Origin of the sequence: Nonomuraea sp. NPDC050202 (genome assembly GCF_040656115.1) — a bacterium.
Classification (GTDB): domain Bacteria; phylum Actinomycetota; class Actinomycetes; order Streptosporangiales; family Streptosporangiaceae; genus Nonomuraea.
Genome location: NZ_JBFALF010000012.1, coordinates 146,579 through 161,080, shown reverse-complemented (window position 1 = coordinate 161,080; position 14,502 = coordinate 146,579). Strand labels below are relative to the sequence as shown.

Here is a 14,502-nt window from a genome sequence, read left to right as displayed (position 1 = left end):
GATCCCGCTGAAATGACTGATCATGGCGGAGTAACGCTGCGGAAGTCCGGCACTACAGGAGGTACTCGTGGCCGAGACACTGAAGAAGGGCACCCGGGTCACCGGGGCCGACCGGGAAAAACTGGCCGGCGATCTCAAGAAGCGCTACGCCGCGGGCGAAAGCATTCGCGCCCTGGCCGCTTCGACCGGTCGGTCTTACGGGTTCATCCACCGCATCCTCAGCGAGTCCGGTGTGACTCTGCGCGGGCGCGGCGGGGCGACCCGAGGCAAGTCCAAGCGCTGACGGCCGCCTCGGAACGTGCGACCGCAGCCGCCCGTCCCTAGTCAGCCGCCGTCGCGCCCGAGCCAGAACGATATTCTGTAGGCTCGGGCGCGACGGTCAGCAGCAGTCCGACGACAAGGAGCGGGCGATGGCGGAAGCGCAGGCGCAACAGCGCGGGGGGTATACGGACGACGGCCCTGCCACGGCAGAGGGCGGAGTCCGCTTCGAGGTGGACGGTGAGATAGCGACGATCACGCTGGCCCGGCCGGAAAAGCGCAACGCACAGACGTTCGCGACATGGTCGGCACTGGCTCGCATCGGCGAGAGCCTGCCCGAGCAGGTGCGCGTCGTCGTCGTGAAAGGTGAGGGACCGTCCTTCTCGGCAGGCATCGACCTGCGAATGTTCACACCTGAGGGGGTGCCCGGACAGGGCTCCTTCAGCTCGGCGGCCAGAAGCGACGGCGCCGGTTTCGAGCAGCGCATCAGGCAGGCCCAAGCGGGGTTCCTGTGGCTGCGCCGCCCGGAGATCGTCTCCATCGCCGCAGTGCAGGGGCACGCGATCGGGGCGGGGTTCCAGCTCGCGCTCGCCTGTGACCTGCGGATCGTGGCCGACGACGTCTCGTTCTGCATGAAAGAGCCCGCACTGGGCCTGGTGCCCGACCTGACGGGGACCAAGCCCCTGGTCGAGCTGGTGGGCCTGGCCAAGGCGATCGACATCTGCCTGACCGCCAGGACCGTGCACGCCGACGAGGCCATGCGCATCGGCCTCGCCGAGAGAGTGGTCGCCGGGGGCGACCTGGATCAAGCGGTACGTGAGAAGGCCGCGCAGTTGCTGTCCACCAACCGGGACGCGGCCGTGGCGACCAAGCGACTCCTCCAGGGGGCGCAGGCACGCACCCTGGAGGAGCAGAGTGTGGCCGAGGGGATCGAGCAGGCGGCGCGGATCAAGGCGTTGTTCGGCTGATTGAACGGTCAAGCAATCCGCGGTTGACGTGCGTCGGCGGTGAGCGCCTGTCGCCCGCCGCCGGGCCGTGAGGGGGCCGTGGCGTCCGCTTGGAGGTGATCGGGAGCGAAATGCGCAGAGGGGCCTCCGTGGCGCCCAGAGGGCCCTTCGAGGGACGCTGAAGGGGCATGGGGCGTCCGGCCGCCGCGCGCGGCGGGGTGACGGCACGCGGGTGCGGAGTTTCGCGGTGAGCTGAGACGGGAATCCCCAGGCGCTCCGACGGCGCTGTCTCCGGCGGAGGAGGAGGGATCCCCCGGATGGCGATGATGGGTGGGGGCTTCGGCCCCGGCATGATGATGTCCCTGCGGCGCGACGGCTCGGTCACCAAGCAGCGGCTGCGTCCCGGCACGGTCCGGCGCATCGCGCGCTACGCCCGGCCGTACACGCGGCAGATCACGGCGTTCCTGCTGCTCGTCGTGGCGGGCGCGGTGATCGTGGTCGCCAACCCGCTGCTGATGAAGGCGATCATCGACGACGGCATCCTGCTCAAGCAGACCGGCGTGGTGATCGGGCTGGCGGTGGCGATCGCCGCGCTCGCGGTGGTGGACGCGGGGCTGACGCTGGCGCAGCGGTGGTTCTCCGCGCGCATCGGCGAGGGCCTGATCTACGACCTGCGCACCGAGGTGTTCGACCACGTGCAGCGCATGCCGGTCGCGTTCTTCATGCGCGCGCAGACCGGCGCGCTGGTCAGCAGGCTCAACACCGACGTGATCGGCGCCCAGCGCGCCCTGACCAGCACCCTGTCCTCCGTCGTGTCCAACGTGGTCAGCCTGGTCCTGGTGCTGGGCGCGATGCTGGTGCTCTCGTGGCAGGTGACGCTGGTCGCGCTGGTGCTGCTGCCGATCTTCATCGTGCCCGCCAAGTACGTCGGCCGCCGCATGTCGGCCCTGACCCGCGAGCAGATGGAGCTCGACGCCGAGATGAGCTCCGTCACCACCGAGCGCTTCAACGTGGCCGGCGCCATGGTCGCCAAGCTGTACGGCAGGCCCGAGGACGACGCCGAGGTGTTCGGCAGGCGCGCGGCCAGGGTGCGGGACGTGGGCGTGACCGTCGGCATGTACGGCACCGTGTTCCGGGTCGCGCTCGGCCTGATCGCGGCGCTGGCCACCGCCCTCGTCTACGGCATCGGCGGCGTGCTGTCCGTCTCCGGCGCCTTCGAGCTCGGCACTCTGGTGGCCCTGGCCGCCCTGCTCATGCGCCTGTACGGCCCCCTGACGTCCCTGTCGAACGTGCACGTGGACGTGATGACCGCGCTCGTCAGCTTCGACCGGGTCTTCGAGATCCTCGACCTCAAGCCCATGGTGGCGCAGAAGCCGGACGCCGTGCCGGTGCCCGAGGGCCCCGTGACGATCGAGTTCGACGACGTGCGCTTCCGCTACCCGGCCGCCGAGGAGGTCTCGCTGGCCTCGCTGGAGTCGGTGGCCAGGCAGGACACCGGCCCGTCCTACCCGGTGCTGAAGGGCGTGTCGTTCACGGCCGCGCCGGGGCAGCTCATCGCGCTCGTCGGCCACAGCGGGGCGGGCAAGACCACGATCACCTCGCTGGTGTCGCGGTTGTACGACGTCAACGAGGGCACGGTGCGGATCAACGGGATCGACGTGCGCGACGCCACGCTCGACTCGCTGCGCGACACCGTGGGCGTGGTCATGCAGGACGCCCACCTGTTCCACGACACGATCGGCGCCAACCTCCGCTACGCCAGGCCGGAGGCGAGCGACGAGCAGATCTGGGAGGCGCTGCGCGCCGCGCAGATCGGCGAGCTGGTCGAGAGCCTGCCCGACGGGCTGGACACCGTGGTGGGCGACCGCGGCTACCGCCTGTCCGGCGGGGAGAAGCAGCGGCTGGCGCTGGCCAGGCTGCTGCTGAAGGCGCCGCGCGTGGTCGTGCTCGACGAGGCCACCGCCCACCTCGACTCCGAGTCGGAGGCCGCCGTGCAGGTGGCGCTGAAGACCGCGCTGGAGGGCCGGACGTCGCTGGTCATCGCGCACCGGCTCTCGACGATCAGGGAGGCCGACGAGATCCTCGTCATCCACGACGGCCGGGTTGCCGAGCGCGGCGGGCACGAGGAACTGCTGGCGCGCGGCGGGTTGTACGCCGAGCTCTACCGCACCCAGTTCAGCTCCGCGGGCAGCCCGGCCGCCTGAAGCCGCGTGGCTCAGCTCTGCTGGTAGCCCAGCCGCTTGAGCTCCTGCCTGGCGACCTTCTCCACCAGCTCCAGGTCGTCGCGGCGCAGCCGGGTGCGCCAGGCGCCGACCTTGGGCACCGCGGTGTCGTACAGGACGACCTTGGACACCCGCGTCTCCAGGAACTCCGACAGCGTGGCCACCGACTGCGGCGGCCTGTCGATCAGGTCCTCGTAGCGCAGGGTGAGCAGTTGCGGCCCGGGCAGCGTGCGGCGCAGCTCGGCGCTCATCCGCACCGCGCTGCGCCAGCGCAGCGCGCTCTTGCCCGCCGCCGGCATGGTCTTCCAGCGCTCCAGGTGCTCGTCCTTGTTGACGCCCAGGAACGCGTTGGGGAACTCGGTCTGCTCGGTCAGCATCGCCGGCTTGAACCAGGCCAGGCAGGCCGGGTCGCCCAGCATGCCGGCCACGACGTCGCGGCCGTCGCGGATGAGCTGGACGAACCGGGCGTCGGGGAAGGCCTGCAGCAGCACGGGCGCGCTGTAGAGCAGGTCGGGGCTGCCGTCGCCGAAGCGGGTGACGTCGTCCGCCGACACGCAGGGGCCGAGGCCCGTGACGCCGCCGGCCTCGCGGCACGGCTCGGCGCACTCGCCGCAGGAACGGGGCAGCACCTGCCACGACTCGGCGAGGGCGTCACGCATGACGCGCACGGCGCCGGACGTGCGGGCGATGGACGGCTTGCGGGCGAAGGCGTACACCACGTGCGCCACGCTCGCGCGGCCCATCGTCACGTGGAAGCCCGGCGAGCGTTTCAGGGCGCGGGCCAGCAGGTCCACGCCGGAATGCGGAGCTCCGAGCAGGAAGACCGGCCGGCGGACCTTGATGCCGTTGACCACGAGGATGTGGGGCGGAAGTCGCATACGGAAAGCAAGTGTGACACCGTTTGCCAGGTGAACGAGCCAACGTCAGTGTCGGTGCTCACCGGTGCGGGCATCTCCACCGACTCGGGGATCCCCGACTTCCGGGGGCCGCAGGGGGTCTGGACGAAGAATCCGCAGGCCGAGGCCAACGCCACGATCGACCGTTACCTGGCGGACCCCGACGTCAGGCGCGCCACGTGGCAGGCGAGGCTGGAGTCCCCGGCCTGGCAGGCCCAGCCGAATCCGGCCCACCACGCGCTGGTCGAGCTGGAGCACGCCGGCCTGCTGCGCGCCCTGATCACGCAGAACATCGACGAGCTGCACCAGCGCGCCGGCTCGTCGCCCGGGAAGGTCATCGAGCTGCACGGCACCATGCGCCGTGCCGAGTGCCTGTCCTGCGACCTGATCACGCCCATGGAGGAAGTGCTCGCCAGGGTGGCCGCGGGCGAGGCGGACCCGCCCTGCCTCCGCTGCGGCGGCATCCAGAAGTCGAACACGATCTCGTTCGGGCAGCACCTCAAGCCCGAGGTGGTCGACGCGGCGCTCGACGCGGCCCGCTCGTGCGACCTGTTCGTGGCGATCGGCACCTCGCTGACCGTGCATCCCGCGGCCGGGCTGTGCGGCGAGGCGCTGGACGCCGGCGCCCGGCTCGTGATCGTGAACGCGCAACCCACGCCGTATGATCCGTTCGCCGATCAAGTCATCAACGAGCCGATCGGCCAGGCACTACCCGCGCTCGTCAAGGAGCTGATCGATGCGGCCAGGTGACACCGTCGCCATTGTTGCCCCCTCAGGACCGCCCAGCGCCGTGCTGCTCAAACGCGGCGTCCGGCGGCTGGAGTCACTCGGGCTCAAGGTGGTCGTGGGCGAGCACGTGCTCGCCCGCCAGGGCCTCGACTACCTGGCGGGCGAGGACGCCGCCAGGGCCGCCGACCTGCAGTCGGCCTGGTGCGACCCGGCCGTCTCCGGGGTGTTCTGCTGCCGGGGCGGGTACGGCGCCGGGCGGCTGCTCGGTCTGCTCGACTGGGATTTGATGCGCGAGGCTGTTCAGCAGTCCGGGCCCAAGGTGCTGCTCGGGTCGAGCGACATCACGGCGCTGCACAACGCCTTCGCCGCCGAGCTGGGGGTGCCCACCCTGCACGGGCCGATGGCCGCCTGCGACGTCATCGCGGGCGACGAGAGCGGGCCCGAGCCGCGTACGTGGGAGAGCCTGCGCGAGGCGCTCTTCGGCACGGCCACCACCACGGTGGCGGGCGACCGGGTCCTGGCGCCGGGGCGGGCCGAGGGCGTGCTGCGCGGCGGGAACCTGTCGCTGATCGCCTCGATGTGCGGCACGCGGTGGCAGCCGTCCTTCGCCGGGGCGATCGCGTTCCTGGAGGACGTGGGCGAGGAGCCGTACCGGATCGACCGCATGCTCACCCAGCTCCTGCAGGCCGGCGTGTTCGACGGGGTGCGCGGGATCGCGCTGGGGTCGTGGGTGCAGTGCGGCGATCCGTACCCCGTCCTGGAGGACCGGCTGGGGCCGCTCGGGGTGCCGATCGTGGCCGGATTGCCGGTCGGGCACGGGTCTCCGCAGCACAGTGTCTGGCTTGGCGCGCTTGGTGGTATCGATACCGAATCGTGCTCCCTAACTGGCATGATGCGGAATGAGGAGCAGGCAAGGTAGGAGGGACGAATCCGACAGAAAGGGACACGACGCGTGAACTTGTTCAGGCGTGAGCCCTCTCGCCGGCCGGTCGAGGACGTCGATCTCGACTCGCTGCTCGCGCTCGTCGCGGAGTCCCTCGGATACTCCTTCGCGTTCGCCCAGGACGGCTCCGCCGTGACGCTCAGCGGAGACTCGGGGGCGCTCGTCGTCCGGCTCACGGGCCTGCGGCGCGAGGCCGGGCGCAGGGCCAGGGAGGACTGGCCCATGCTGGTCTCCGAGCACCTCGCGCACGCCGTGGCCACCGCGGGCGAGCGGCTGGACGTGTGCGACCTCGACCAGGTACGGCCGCTGATGCGCACCCGCGTGGAGGCCGTGGACGAGATCCCCGACCTGACCCGCGTCGTCGGCCGCCACCTCAACGCCGACCTCGTCGAACTGCTGACCGTCGGGACACGTCCGGTACGCCCGGAGGAGTCCGGATGCTGGCCCGTGCCCACCGGCCAGGCCCTCGACCTGGCCGTGGCCAACGTGCGGGGGCAGGAGCGGCTGCGGGTGGAGTACATCGAGCTGTCGGGCACGCCCGTCACCCGGCTGACCGCCTCCAGCCCGTCGGCCGCCACGCACCTGCGGTGGCTGGGCGACTACCTGGCGGTGCCGGGCGACGGGGTGCTCGTGGTGCTGCCGGATCCGTACACGCTGCTGGTGCATCCGGTGGACGGGATCGGGGTGGTGCGGGCCATCGAGCGGCTGCGGGTGCATGCCGCCCGTACGGATGGGCTCAGCTCGCAGGTTCACTGGTGGCATGCGGGGCGGCTGACGTTGATCAGGGCCGACATCGTGACCAGGGACGGGCAGACCAGGCTCGTGGTGGCGCCGCCGCCGGACTTCGCCCGCGTCCTGGCCCGTCTGGCGGTCTGACGGTCCGTCGCCTTCCGGGGTTGTCCGCCGTCGGCGGTTGTGGGGGTGGCCGGGCCGCCCTCACCTCCGGGAAAGGCTCGCCGGAGTGTGGCGTGAGGGCGGGGACCGGAGGCCAGGGTCAGGGGCGGTTGACGTAGTCGCGCAGGTGGATGGCCGTCAGGGAGGTGCCGTTCGCCACCAGGTCGGCCGGGGTGCCGGAGAAGACGACCTGGCCGCCGTCGTGGCCGGCGCCCGGGCCGAGGTCGATGATCCAGTCGGCGTGGGCCATGACGGCCTGGTGGTGCTCGATGACGACGACCGTGTTGCCGTCGTCCACGAGGCGGTCGAGGAGGGCCAGGAGCTGGTCCACGTCCGCGAGGTGGAGGCCCGTCGTGGGCTCGTCCAGCACGTACGTGGTGCCGTTCTTGGCCATGTTGATGGCGAGCTTGAGCCGCTGGCGCTCGCCGCCCGACAGGGTGGTGAGGGGCTGGCCGAGGCCGAGGTAGCCGAGCCCGACGGCGACGAGGCGGTCGAGGATGGTGCCCGCCTGGCCGGTGGGGAAGAAGTCGCGGGCCTCGGAGATCGGCATCTCCAGCACCTCGCTGATGTTCTTGCCGCGCAGCCGGTACGTCAGCACCTCCGGCGTGAACCGCTTGCCCTCGCAGGTCTCGCACACCGACGCCACCTCGGCCATCATCGCCAGATCGGTGTAGATGAGGCCGATGCCCTTGCAGGCCGGGCAGGCGCCCTCGGAGTTGGCGCTGAACAGCCCCGCCTTGACCCCGTTGGCCTTGGCGAAGGCGGTGCGGATCGGGTCGAGCACCCCCGTGTACGTGGCCGGGTTGCTCCGGCGCGAGCCGCGGATCGGCGACTGGTCGGCCACCACCACGCCGTCCCTGCCCGACACGTGCCCGTGGATCAGGGAGCTCTTGCCGGAGCCCGCCACGCCGGTGACCACGGTCAGCACGCCGAGCGGGATGTCCACGCTCACGTCACGCAGGTTGTGCAGGGTGGCGTTCCTGATCGGGAGCTGCCCGGCAGGCTTGCGGAAGCTCTCGCGCAGCCGTACGCGGTGGTCGAGGTAGCGGCCGGTCAGCGTGCCGGAGGCGCGCAGCCCGGACAGGTGGCCGGAGTAGCAGATCTGGCCGCCCGCCGTGCCCGCGCCGGGGCCGAGGTCCACGACGTGGTCGGCGATGGCGATGGTCTCCGGCTTGTGCTCGACCACGAGCACCGTGTTGCCCTTGTCGCACAGGGCCAGCAGCAGGCGGTTCATGCGCTGGATGTCGTGCGGGTGCAGCCCGGCGGTGGGCTCGTCGAAGACGTAGGTGACGTCGGTGAGGCTGGAGTTGAGGTGGCGCACCATCTTCACCCGCTGCGCCTCGCCGCCCGACAGCGTGGACGACTCCCGGTTCAGGCTCAGATAGCCCAGGCCGATCTCGACCAGCGAGTCGAGCGTCGAGCGCAGCCCCTCCAGCACCGGCCCGATCCGCGGGTCGTCGATGCCGCGGATGAAGTCGGCCAGGTCGTTGACCTGCATGGCCGAGCAGTCGGCGATGTTCCTGCCGTGGATCCGCGCCGAGCGGGCGGCCTCGTTCAGCCGGGTGCCGTCGCAGGCGGGGCAGGGGGCCAGCTTGATCGCCCGGTCGGCGAACGCCCGCGCGGCCGGCTGCATCGACTCCCGGTCCTTGCCCAGGAAGCTGCGCCTGACCCGGACGAGCAGGCCCTCGTAGGTGAAGTTGTTGTTGCCGTACTTGAGCTTCGTGGCGGGCTTGTGGAGCAGGTCCGCCCACTGCTGCTCGGTGAAGTCCTTCAGCTTGGCGTCGGGGTCGAACAGGCCGGAGCCGGCCACGATCTGCCAGGGCCAGCTGTCCACCGCGTACCCGGGGGCCTTGATCGCGCCCTCGTTCAGCGACAGCTCCCTGTCGACCACCTCGTCCAGATCGATGTCGGTCGCCTTGCCCAGCCCCTCGCACTCCGGGCACATGCCCTCGGCCATGTTGAAGCTGAAGGCGGAGGCGGAGCCGACGTGCGGCTCGGCGATACGGCTGAAGATGATCCGCAACATGGTGTGCGCGTCGGTGGCGGTGCCCACGGTGGATCGGGCGTTGGCTCCCATCCGCTCCTGGTCCACGATGATCGCCGCGCTCAGGTTGTGCAGCGCGTCCACGTCGGGACGGGACAGGCTCGGCATGAACGCCTGGATGAACGCCGTGTACGTCTCGTCGATCAGCCGCCGCGACTCCGCGGCGATCGTGTCGAACACGAGCGAGGACTTGCCGGAGCCGGACACCCCGGTGAAGACCGTGAGGCGCCGCTTGGGGATGTCGAGGGAGACGCCCTTGAGATTGTTCTCCCTGGCGCCGCGGACCTGGATGTTGTCGTGGCTGTCCGCGGCGGTGTGGTCACGGGTCTGGACGGTGCTTGCCTGGTGACTGGAGAGCACGGAACCCTTCCATCGTCGGCTGACTATTTATGGTGTAAAGAGATTAGCCGGGACAGCTTACCCCGGCCCAGGAGCGGGCGGAGCACGTCTGCGGGCGGGCGAACATGTCGTGAACTCGGAGCGACGCCCCGCTCAGGGCGTGCTGCAGGGGATTAGCGTGGCAGAGGCCACCAGTGAAGATCCGTCGGAGTACGTCGAGTTGCGCAGGAATCATCGGGAGCCCGGCGTGCGCGCCGTCCTTGCGGGGGGAAGGCTCGTCTCGGTCGGGATCGACTCCTGGCTGATGCGCGAGCACCCGGAGACCGTGGCCGCCTTGGTGGCCGAGGCGGTGGACGCCGCCTTCGCCAGGGAGTCGCCGGTCGACGCCGCCGTCCCGTTCGTCGAGCCGCTGGCCCTGGCGCGGGAGCTGCGCGCCGTGCGGGCCGACCTGGACGCGCGGATGGCGCGGGTGACCGCATCGATCGAGGTGAGCGCGGCGGCGCTGCGGGCCGAGGCCGGGGTGCCGCTGATGGACTTCGGCGAGCTGTTCGACCGGCTGATCGCGATGCTCGAGACGATCGGCGGCGTGCCCGACGGGGACGTGCGCGGCACGTCGGAGGGCCCGGTGAGCGCCGTGTGCGCGCCGGGGCCCCGGCTGGTCGCGCTGAGCGTGGCGCCGCGCGCCCTGTACGGTGGCCCGCGGGCGCTGGGGGAGCGGGTGGTGGACGGGGTCAACACCGCCCTGGACGACCTGCGGCACGGGCTGCTGCGGCGGCGCGCCGAGGCCGGTGCGGGCACCGAGCAGATCATGGCCAGGGTGGAGGAGCTGCGGCAGCTCGGCGTGCTGCGGATGCGGGCGTACGCGCGGGACATGGCGGCGATGATGGACGAGGTCAGGTCGGCCGACGCGGTCGGGGGCGACGTGCCGGAGGCGGTGTGATGTCGTGAGCCTGGAGCTGCCCGCCGCGCTGGCGGCCGTCGAGGCGTTCCTCGGCCGGCCGTTCCCCGACGGGGACGAGGACGCCCTGGTGCGGCTGGGCGACGACCACGACGAGCGGCCCGGCGCGGACGCCCGGGTCGCGGGGCTCGGGCTGAAGGCCGCCGCGGGCCTCGTGCTCGCCCGCAAGGGCGTCACGCTGCTGCAGTACGGCCTGATCGCGGCCGCGCTGGCCGAGACGCTGGCGGCGGGCGGCGCGCCGGCGCCGGTGCTGCGGCGGGCCGGCCAGCGGGCCCTCGACGCCGTCACGGCGGACGACCTCCCGTCCTGACCCGGGCCCTCGCCGCCGTGGACCGCGGACGGCCTCCCGGCCTGCGACGACGCCACGGCGGACGGCTTCCCGTCCTGACGGGCCGGGGACGCGCGGCGCCGCCGGCCCTCACTCAGCTGATCGCGCAGGCTTCGCCCGCTGCTCACCCCGCGTACGCCCGCCCGTCCCCGGCATGCCCGATCTTGTCGCGAGACCAGCACCTCTACGGGGACGGACGAACACATGAAGAGATGGCACGCGCTCGCTGCCTCGGCGGCCCTGGCGCTCGCGGCCCTGCCCGGGACGGCCGCCGCCGACGCCGGGCGGCACCGGGACTTCGACCTGCAGGCGCACCGGGGCGGGCTCGGGCTCGTGGTGGAGAGCTCGCTGCCCGCGTTCGCGAACGCGCTGGAGCTCGGCGTGAGCACGCTGGAGCTGGACGTGCAGATCACCGAGGACGGCCAGGCCGTCGTGACGCACGACCGCAGGATCAGCGACAGGAAGTGCCGCGACACCGCGCCCGCCGTCGCGGGCGACCCCGAGTTCCCCTACGTGGGCAAGTACCTCAACACGCTCACCCTCCAGCAGGTCAGGACCATGGACTGCGGGTCGTGGACGCTCGCGGAGTTCCCCGGGCAGCGGGCCGTGCCCGGGGCGCCGATGGCCACGCTGCGGGAGGTGTTCGACCTGGTGCGCCGCTACCGGGCGCGCGGTGTCAAGCTGAACGTCGAGACCAAGGTGGAGGCCGGGGCGCCCAGCGAGACGGCGCCCAGGGAGCAGTTCGTGCGGGTGACGCTGGGCGAGATCCGCCGGGCCGGGCTGCTGCGGCAGGTGACCGTCCAGAGCTTCGACTGGGGCGCGCTCATGCGGATGCGCGAGCTGGAGCCGCGCCTGCCGCTCGTCGCCCTGACCAACCGCGACTTCCTGCAGACCGGGCAGCCCGGCGCGTCGCCCTGGCTGGGCGGCCTCGACATCGACGACTTCGGCGGCGACCCGCTCAAGGCGGTGAAGTCGTTCGGCGCGCAGGCGTTCTCGCCGGTCCACGGGTTCCCGCAGAACGGCAAGATCACCGACGCGAACTACCAGCCGTACGTCACCAAGGACATGGTGGACCAGGCCCACGCCCTCGGGATCAAGGTGATCCCGTGGACGGTGGACGACGAGGCGACCATGAACAAGCTCATCGACGACGGCGTCGACGGCCTCATCACCGACTACCCCGACCGGCTGCGCCAGGTCATGGACGCGCGCGGGCTCAAGCTGCCCAAGCGCTACCACCCGCGCGGGCAGGGCGGCGGCGAGCGGTAACGCGCCGGCCTCATGCCGAGATCGAGTTGACGGCCCTGTGGTGCAGGCCGATCACCGGGATCTCGTGCAGGCTGCCCGAGTACAGGAACTGCGTCATGCCGATCAGCAGCCGTCGTACGTCCTCCTGAGGGCGTACGACGAGCCGCAGGAACTGGCTCGTCGTGCCGAGCTTGTTGCCGCACTCGCGCACGTACACGCCGTGCTCGGTGAGCAGGTGGTCGCGCAGCGGCACCCCGTCCTGGCCCGGCGGCAGCTTCACCAGCAGGAAGTTGCCCTGCGAGGCGAACACCGACAGCCCCGGCATCGTGCTGAGCTGCTGGAACATCGCCCTCCTGTCGTTGCCCAGCCGCTTGAGGCTGTCCTGGTACTCGGGCATGAACTGCCGCATCATGAACACCACGACCTCGGCGAACGAGTTGAGGTTCCACTTGGGCAGCGCGTCCCTGATCCGCCCGGCCAGCGCCGGGTTGGCCACCATGTAGCCGAAGCGGATGCCGTGCAGGCCGAAGTTCTTGCCGAGGCTGCGCAGCACGATCACGTTCGGCCGCACCGCCGCCTCCGCCGCGATCCCCGGGTACGGCTCGGCGTCCACGAAGTCGCCGAACGACTCGTCCACGATCACCAGATCGAGGTCGATGAGCTGGTCGAGCAGGCGCAGCACCTCGTGCTTGGGCAGGTAACCCCCGTCGGGGTTGTTGGGGTTGCAGATCACCGCCACCCGCGAGCCGCGCGTACGGACGAACGAGACGTAGTCGTTCACGTCGAGCGCGAAGTTGCGGCTCTCCAGCAGCGGGTACATGTCCACCCGCTTGCCCGTCTCCAGCGGCTGGTCGGTCCAGCGGCCGAAGGTCGGGATCGGCACCGCGAGGCTCTCGCGCACCAGCAGGTGGTCGATCCAGGTGATCAGCTCCGTGGAGCCGTTGCCCATCGCGACCGTCTTGGGGTGGAGCCCGAGCGTGGAGCAGAGCTCCTCGGTGATCGTGCCCGCGTCGCTCGGATAGAACTTGAGTATCGTCTCCAGATTTCTCCCGAGGTGCTCGAAGATCTCCGGTGTGGGGAAGTAGGGGTTGCAGGGGATGCAGAAGTCCACCGGGGCGCGCTCTCCCGACGAGCTGCGCAGGAGTGAGAAGTACGACGGGCTGTGCGCCTGTGCCCGCAAGAGACTGAGCTCCACGACACCTCCATGGACCACGTGTCCGATGTGTGTAGGTACGCGCGGGTGTCGTCAGTGGTTCATGGTGACGGTTCGGTTCTGCGGAGTGCGAGGATCGCGATGTCGTCGCGCGGGGCGGCGCGGGTGAAGCCGCGCAGGTCGGCTTCCAGCCTGGCGGCCAGCCCGCCGGACGGGGCGCGGGCGTAGGCGCGCAGCCGCGCCTCCAGCGGGTAGAAGGCGCCGCGGGGATCGCGGGCCTCGGTGACCCCGTCGGTGCACAGCAGCATCGTCGCGCCGGCCGGGAACGTGAAGCGCGCGCTCTTCCTGGGCGCCGACGACAGCGCCGCCAGGCCGAGCGGCACGGCGGGCTCGCCCAGGTCCGCCTGGGTCGCGTCACCGTCGTGGATGACGAACGGGGCGATGTGGCCGCAGTTGACGGCCTCGACCACGGGCTGCCTGCCGATGTCGAGCACGAGGGCGGTGACCAGCCGTTCGGGCTCGCCGGTGTGCGCGGCGAAGGCGTTCTGCCTGACCACGGAGTTCTCCAGGGCGGCCACGACGCCGGTGAGCGTGGGCTCGCGGTAGGCGGCCTCCCTGAACGAGCCCAGCACCGCCAGCGCCGTGCCGATCGCGGGCAGGCCCTTGCCCTGGACGTCCGCGATCAGCACGCGGGTGCCGTGGCGGGAGGCGGCCACCTCGTACATGTCGCCGCCCACCATCGCGTCCTCCTCCACCGGCTGGTAGAGGCCGTTGACGACCACGTCGGCCGTGCGCAGGGGCAGCGGGCGCACGATCAGCCGCTGCAGCGCCGCCGCGGCCGAGCGCAGCCGGGACACCTCCTCCTCGCGCCGCACCCGGTAGCGGCAGCCGATCGCGCTCAGCGTCCCGAACACCACCATGAACCCGGTCGCCAGCAGGATGTCATCGGTCTCCGCGCCGATGTAGAGCCCGACGCCGATCTCCACCACGACCACCCACGCCGAGGCCAGCACCGTCTGCCACACCTCGCCGAGGGCCGAGACGATCGCCGGCAGGAAGATCAGCAGCGGGTACAGCCGCACCGCCGTGCTCGTGGCCATGTCCAGCGCGACCACCACGACCGTGACCAGGATGCCCGCCAGCAACATCGCCGGTGTGCTCAGCCGCGGCCCGTCGCGGTGCACCTGTCTCCCGTCGTCCGTCACTGGTCCCCTTCACCCCCATGTCACCTTCTATCAGTCTGTTTCTCCTCTCCGGCGCGCTGGCACGCGCGCTTGACCGCCCCTTGCCCTGGCGTGCAAATGAGAACGCCTCCCGGGCGTGCCGGCGCGATTATCCGGCGGGTTGTCACCGTGTTTTGAATGGCGGATAAACCGGCGCCCGGGCAGGCATGTCGAAATTCGAGTTCGTTGTCATTTCAACTGGGCGTCAGAAGTGCGGCATTGACGCTCTGTACTGCGAGGATAGGCCGCACGGCTACGGAAAGTAAACAGTGCTGCCCTGTATGGTGGGGTTTGCCGGCGTTGGTCGACAATTATCCTTG

At 71.1% G+C, this 14,502-nt stretch carries 13 protein-coding genes; 9 read left to right on the top strand and 4 right to left on the bottom strand.

Annotation, left to right across the window (positions count from 1 at the left end; genetic code table 11):
- Nucleotides 1-67 precede the first annotated feature (67 nt).
- The 3 genes from AB0I79_RS29585 (at nucleotide 68) to AB0I79_RS29575 (ending at nucleotide 3,409) form a co-directional block, all read left to right on the top strand.
- Nucleotides 68-283, top strand: coding sequence for a helix-turn-helix domain-containing protein (locus AB0I79_RS29585; protein WP_020547488.1), 216 nt, complete (start codon nucleotides 68-70; stop codon nucleotides 281-283).
- A 127-nt stretch (nucleotides 284-410) separates the two neighbouring features.
- Complete coding sequence (locus AB0I79_RS29580) at nucleotides 411-1,226, top strand: enoyl-CoA hydratase/isomerase family protein (protein WP_357879446.1); 816 nt, start codon at nucleotides 411-413, stop codon at nucleotides 1,224-1,226.
- Nucleotides 1,227-1,522: 296 nt separating this feature from the next.
- A complete protein-coding gene (locus tag AB0I79_RS29575) occupies nucleotides 1,523-3,409 on the top strand; it encodes an ABC transporter ATP-binding protein (RefSeq protein WP_357879443.1) in 1,887 nt (628 codons plus the stop codon).
- Nucleotides 3,410-3,420: 11 nt separating this feature from the next.
- Here AB0I79_RS29575 and AB0I79_RS29570 read toward each other — a convergent pair whose 3' ends face one another.
- Nucleotides 3,421-4,305: a sulfotransferase gene (locus tag AB0I79_RS29570; RefSeq protein WP_357879440.1), complete on the bottom strand. Its 885-nt coding sequence runs from the start codon at nucleotides 4,303-4,305 to the stop codon at nucleotides 3,421-3,423.
- Between the two features lie 30 nt (nucleotides 4,306-4,335).
- Here AB0I79_RS29570 and AB0I79_RS29565 point away from each other — a divergent pair, with 30 nt between their 5' ends.
- The 3 genes from AB0I79_RS29565 to AB0I79_RS29555 are packed head-to-tail and all read left to right on the top strand — an operon-like array spanning nucleotide 4,336 to nucleotide 6,871.
- Nucleotides 4,336-5,073: a Sir2 family NAD-dependent protein deacetylase gene (locus AB0I79_RS29565; RefSeq protein WP_357879437.1), complete on the top strand. Its 738-nt coding sequence runs from the start codon at nucleotides 4,336-4,338 to the stop codon at nucleotides 5,071-5,073.
- Nucleotides 5,060-5,971 (top strand): LD-carboxypeptidase, encoded by a 912-nt coding sequence (locus AB0I79_RS29560; protein ID WP_357879434.1) that lies wholly within the window; start codon nucleotides 5,060-5,062, stop codon nucleotides 5,969-5,971. Before AB0I79_RS29565 ends, AB0I79_RS29560 begins: the two co-directional genes overlap by 14 nt.
- 33 nt (nucleotides 5,972-6,004) lie before the next feature.
- Nucleotides 6,005-6,871 (top strand): hypothetical protein, encoded by an 867-nt coding sequence (locus tag AB0I79_RS29555; protein ID WP_357879431.1) that lies wholly within the window; start codon nucleotides 6,005-6,007, stop codon nucleotides 6,869-6,871.
- Between the two features lie 118 nt (nucleotides 6,872-6,989).
- Here the strand turns inward: AB0I79_RS29555 and AB0I79_RS29550 are convergent, their stop codons facing one another.
- Complete coding sequence (locus AB0I79_RS29550; RefSeq protein ID WP_357879428.1) at nucleotides 6,990-9,293, bottom strand: excinuclease ABC subunit UvrA; 2,304 nt, start codon at nucleotides 9,291-9,293, stop codon at nucleotides 6,990-6,992.
- Nucleotides 9,294-9,450: 157 nt separating this feature from the next.
- On the opposite strand from AB0I79_RS29550, the gene AB0I79_RS29545 reads away from it, so the two are divergent.
- The 3 genes from AB0I79_RS29545 to AB0I79_RS29535 all read left to right on the top strand — a co-directional run bounded on the left by AB0I79_RS29545 (nucleotide 9,451) and on the right by AB0I79_RS29535 (nucleotide 11,827).
- Nucleotides 9,451-10,212 (top strand): hypothetical protein, encoded by a 762-nt coding sequence (locus AB0I79_RS29545; protein WP_357879425.1) that lies wholly within the window; start codon nucleotides 9,451-9,453, stop codon nucleotides 10,210-10,212.
- A 4-nt stretch (nucleotides 10,213-10,216) separates the two neighbouring features.
- Entirely contained in the window at nucleotides 10,217-10,540 is a 324-nt protein-coding gene (locus AB0I79_RS29540; protein ID WP_357879422.1) for a hypothetical protein, read from the top strand.
- 222 nt (nucleotides 10,541-10,762) lie between these two features.
- Complete coding sequence (locus AB0I79_RS29535; protein ID WP_357879419.1) at nucleotides 10,763-11,827, top strand: glycerophosphodiester phosphodiesterase; 1,065 nt, start codon at nucleotides 10,763-10,765, stop codon at nucleotides 11,825-11,827.
- Nucleotides 11,828-11,837: 10 nt separating this feature from the next.
- On the opposite strand, the gene AB0I79_RS29530 is transcribed toward AB0I79_RS29535, so the two are convergent.
- Nucleotides 11,838-13,001, bottom strand: a complete 1,164-nt coding sequence (locus AB0I79_RS29530; RefSeq protein ID WP_357879416.1) for a histidinol-phosphate transaminase — start codon at nucleotides 12,999-13,001, stop codon at nucleotides 11,838-11,840.
- A 59-nt stretch (nucleotides 13,002-13,060) separates the two neighbouring features.
- Complete coding sequence (locus AB0I79_RS29525) at nucleotides 13,061-14,164, bottom strand: PP2C family protein-serine/threonine phosphatase (RefSeq protein ID WP_357879413.1); 1,104 nt, start codon at nucleotides 14,162-14,164, stop codon at nucleotides 13,061-13,063.
- Between the last annotated feature and the right edge of the window lie 338 nt (nucleotides 14,165-14,502).

Coding starts and splice junctions, on each gene's coding strand:
- AB0I79_RS29580 (WP_357879446.1), top strand. CDS start 411: ATGGCGGAAGCGCAGGCGCAACAGCGCGGGGGGTATACGGACGACGGC.
- AB0I79_RS29560 (WP_357879434.1), top strand. CDS start 5,060: ATGCGGCCAGGTGACACCGTCGCCATTGTTGCCCCCTCAGGACCGCCC.
- AB0I79_RS29575 (WP_357879443.1), top strand. CDS start 1,523: ATGGCGATGATGGGTGGGGGCTTCGGCCCCGGCATGATGATGTCCCTG.
- AB0I79_RS29535 (WP_357879419.1), top strand. CDS start 10,763: ATGAAGAGATGGCACGCGCTCGCTGCCTCGGCGGCCCTGGCGCTCGCG.
- AB0I79_RS29570 (WP_357879440.1), bottom strand. CDS start 4,305: ATGCGACTTCCGCCCCACATCCTCGTGGTCAACGGCATCAAGGTCCGC.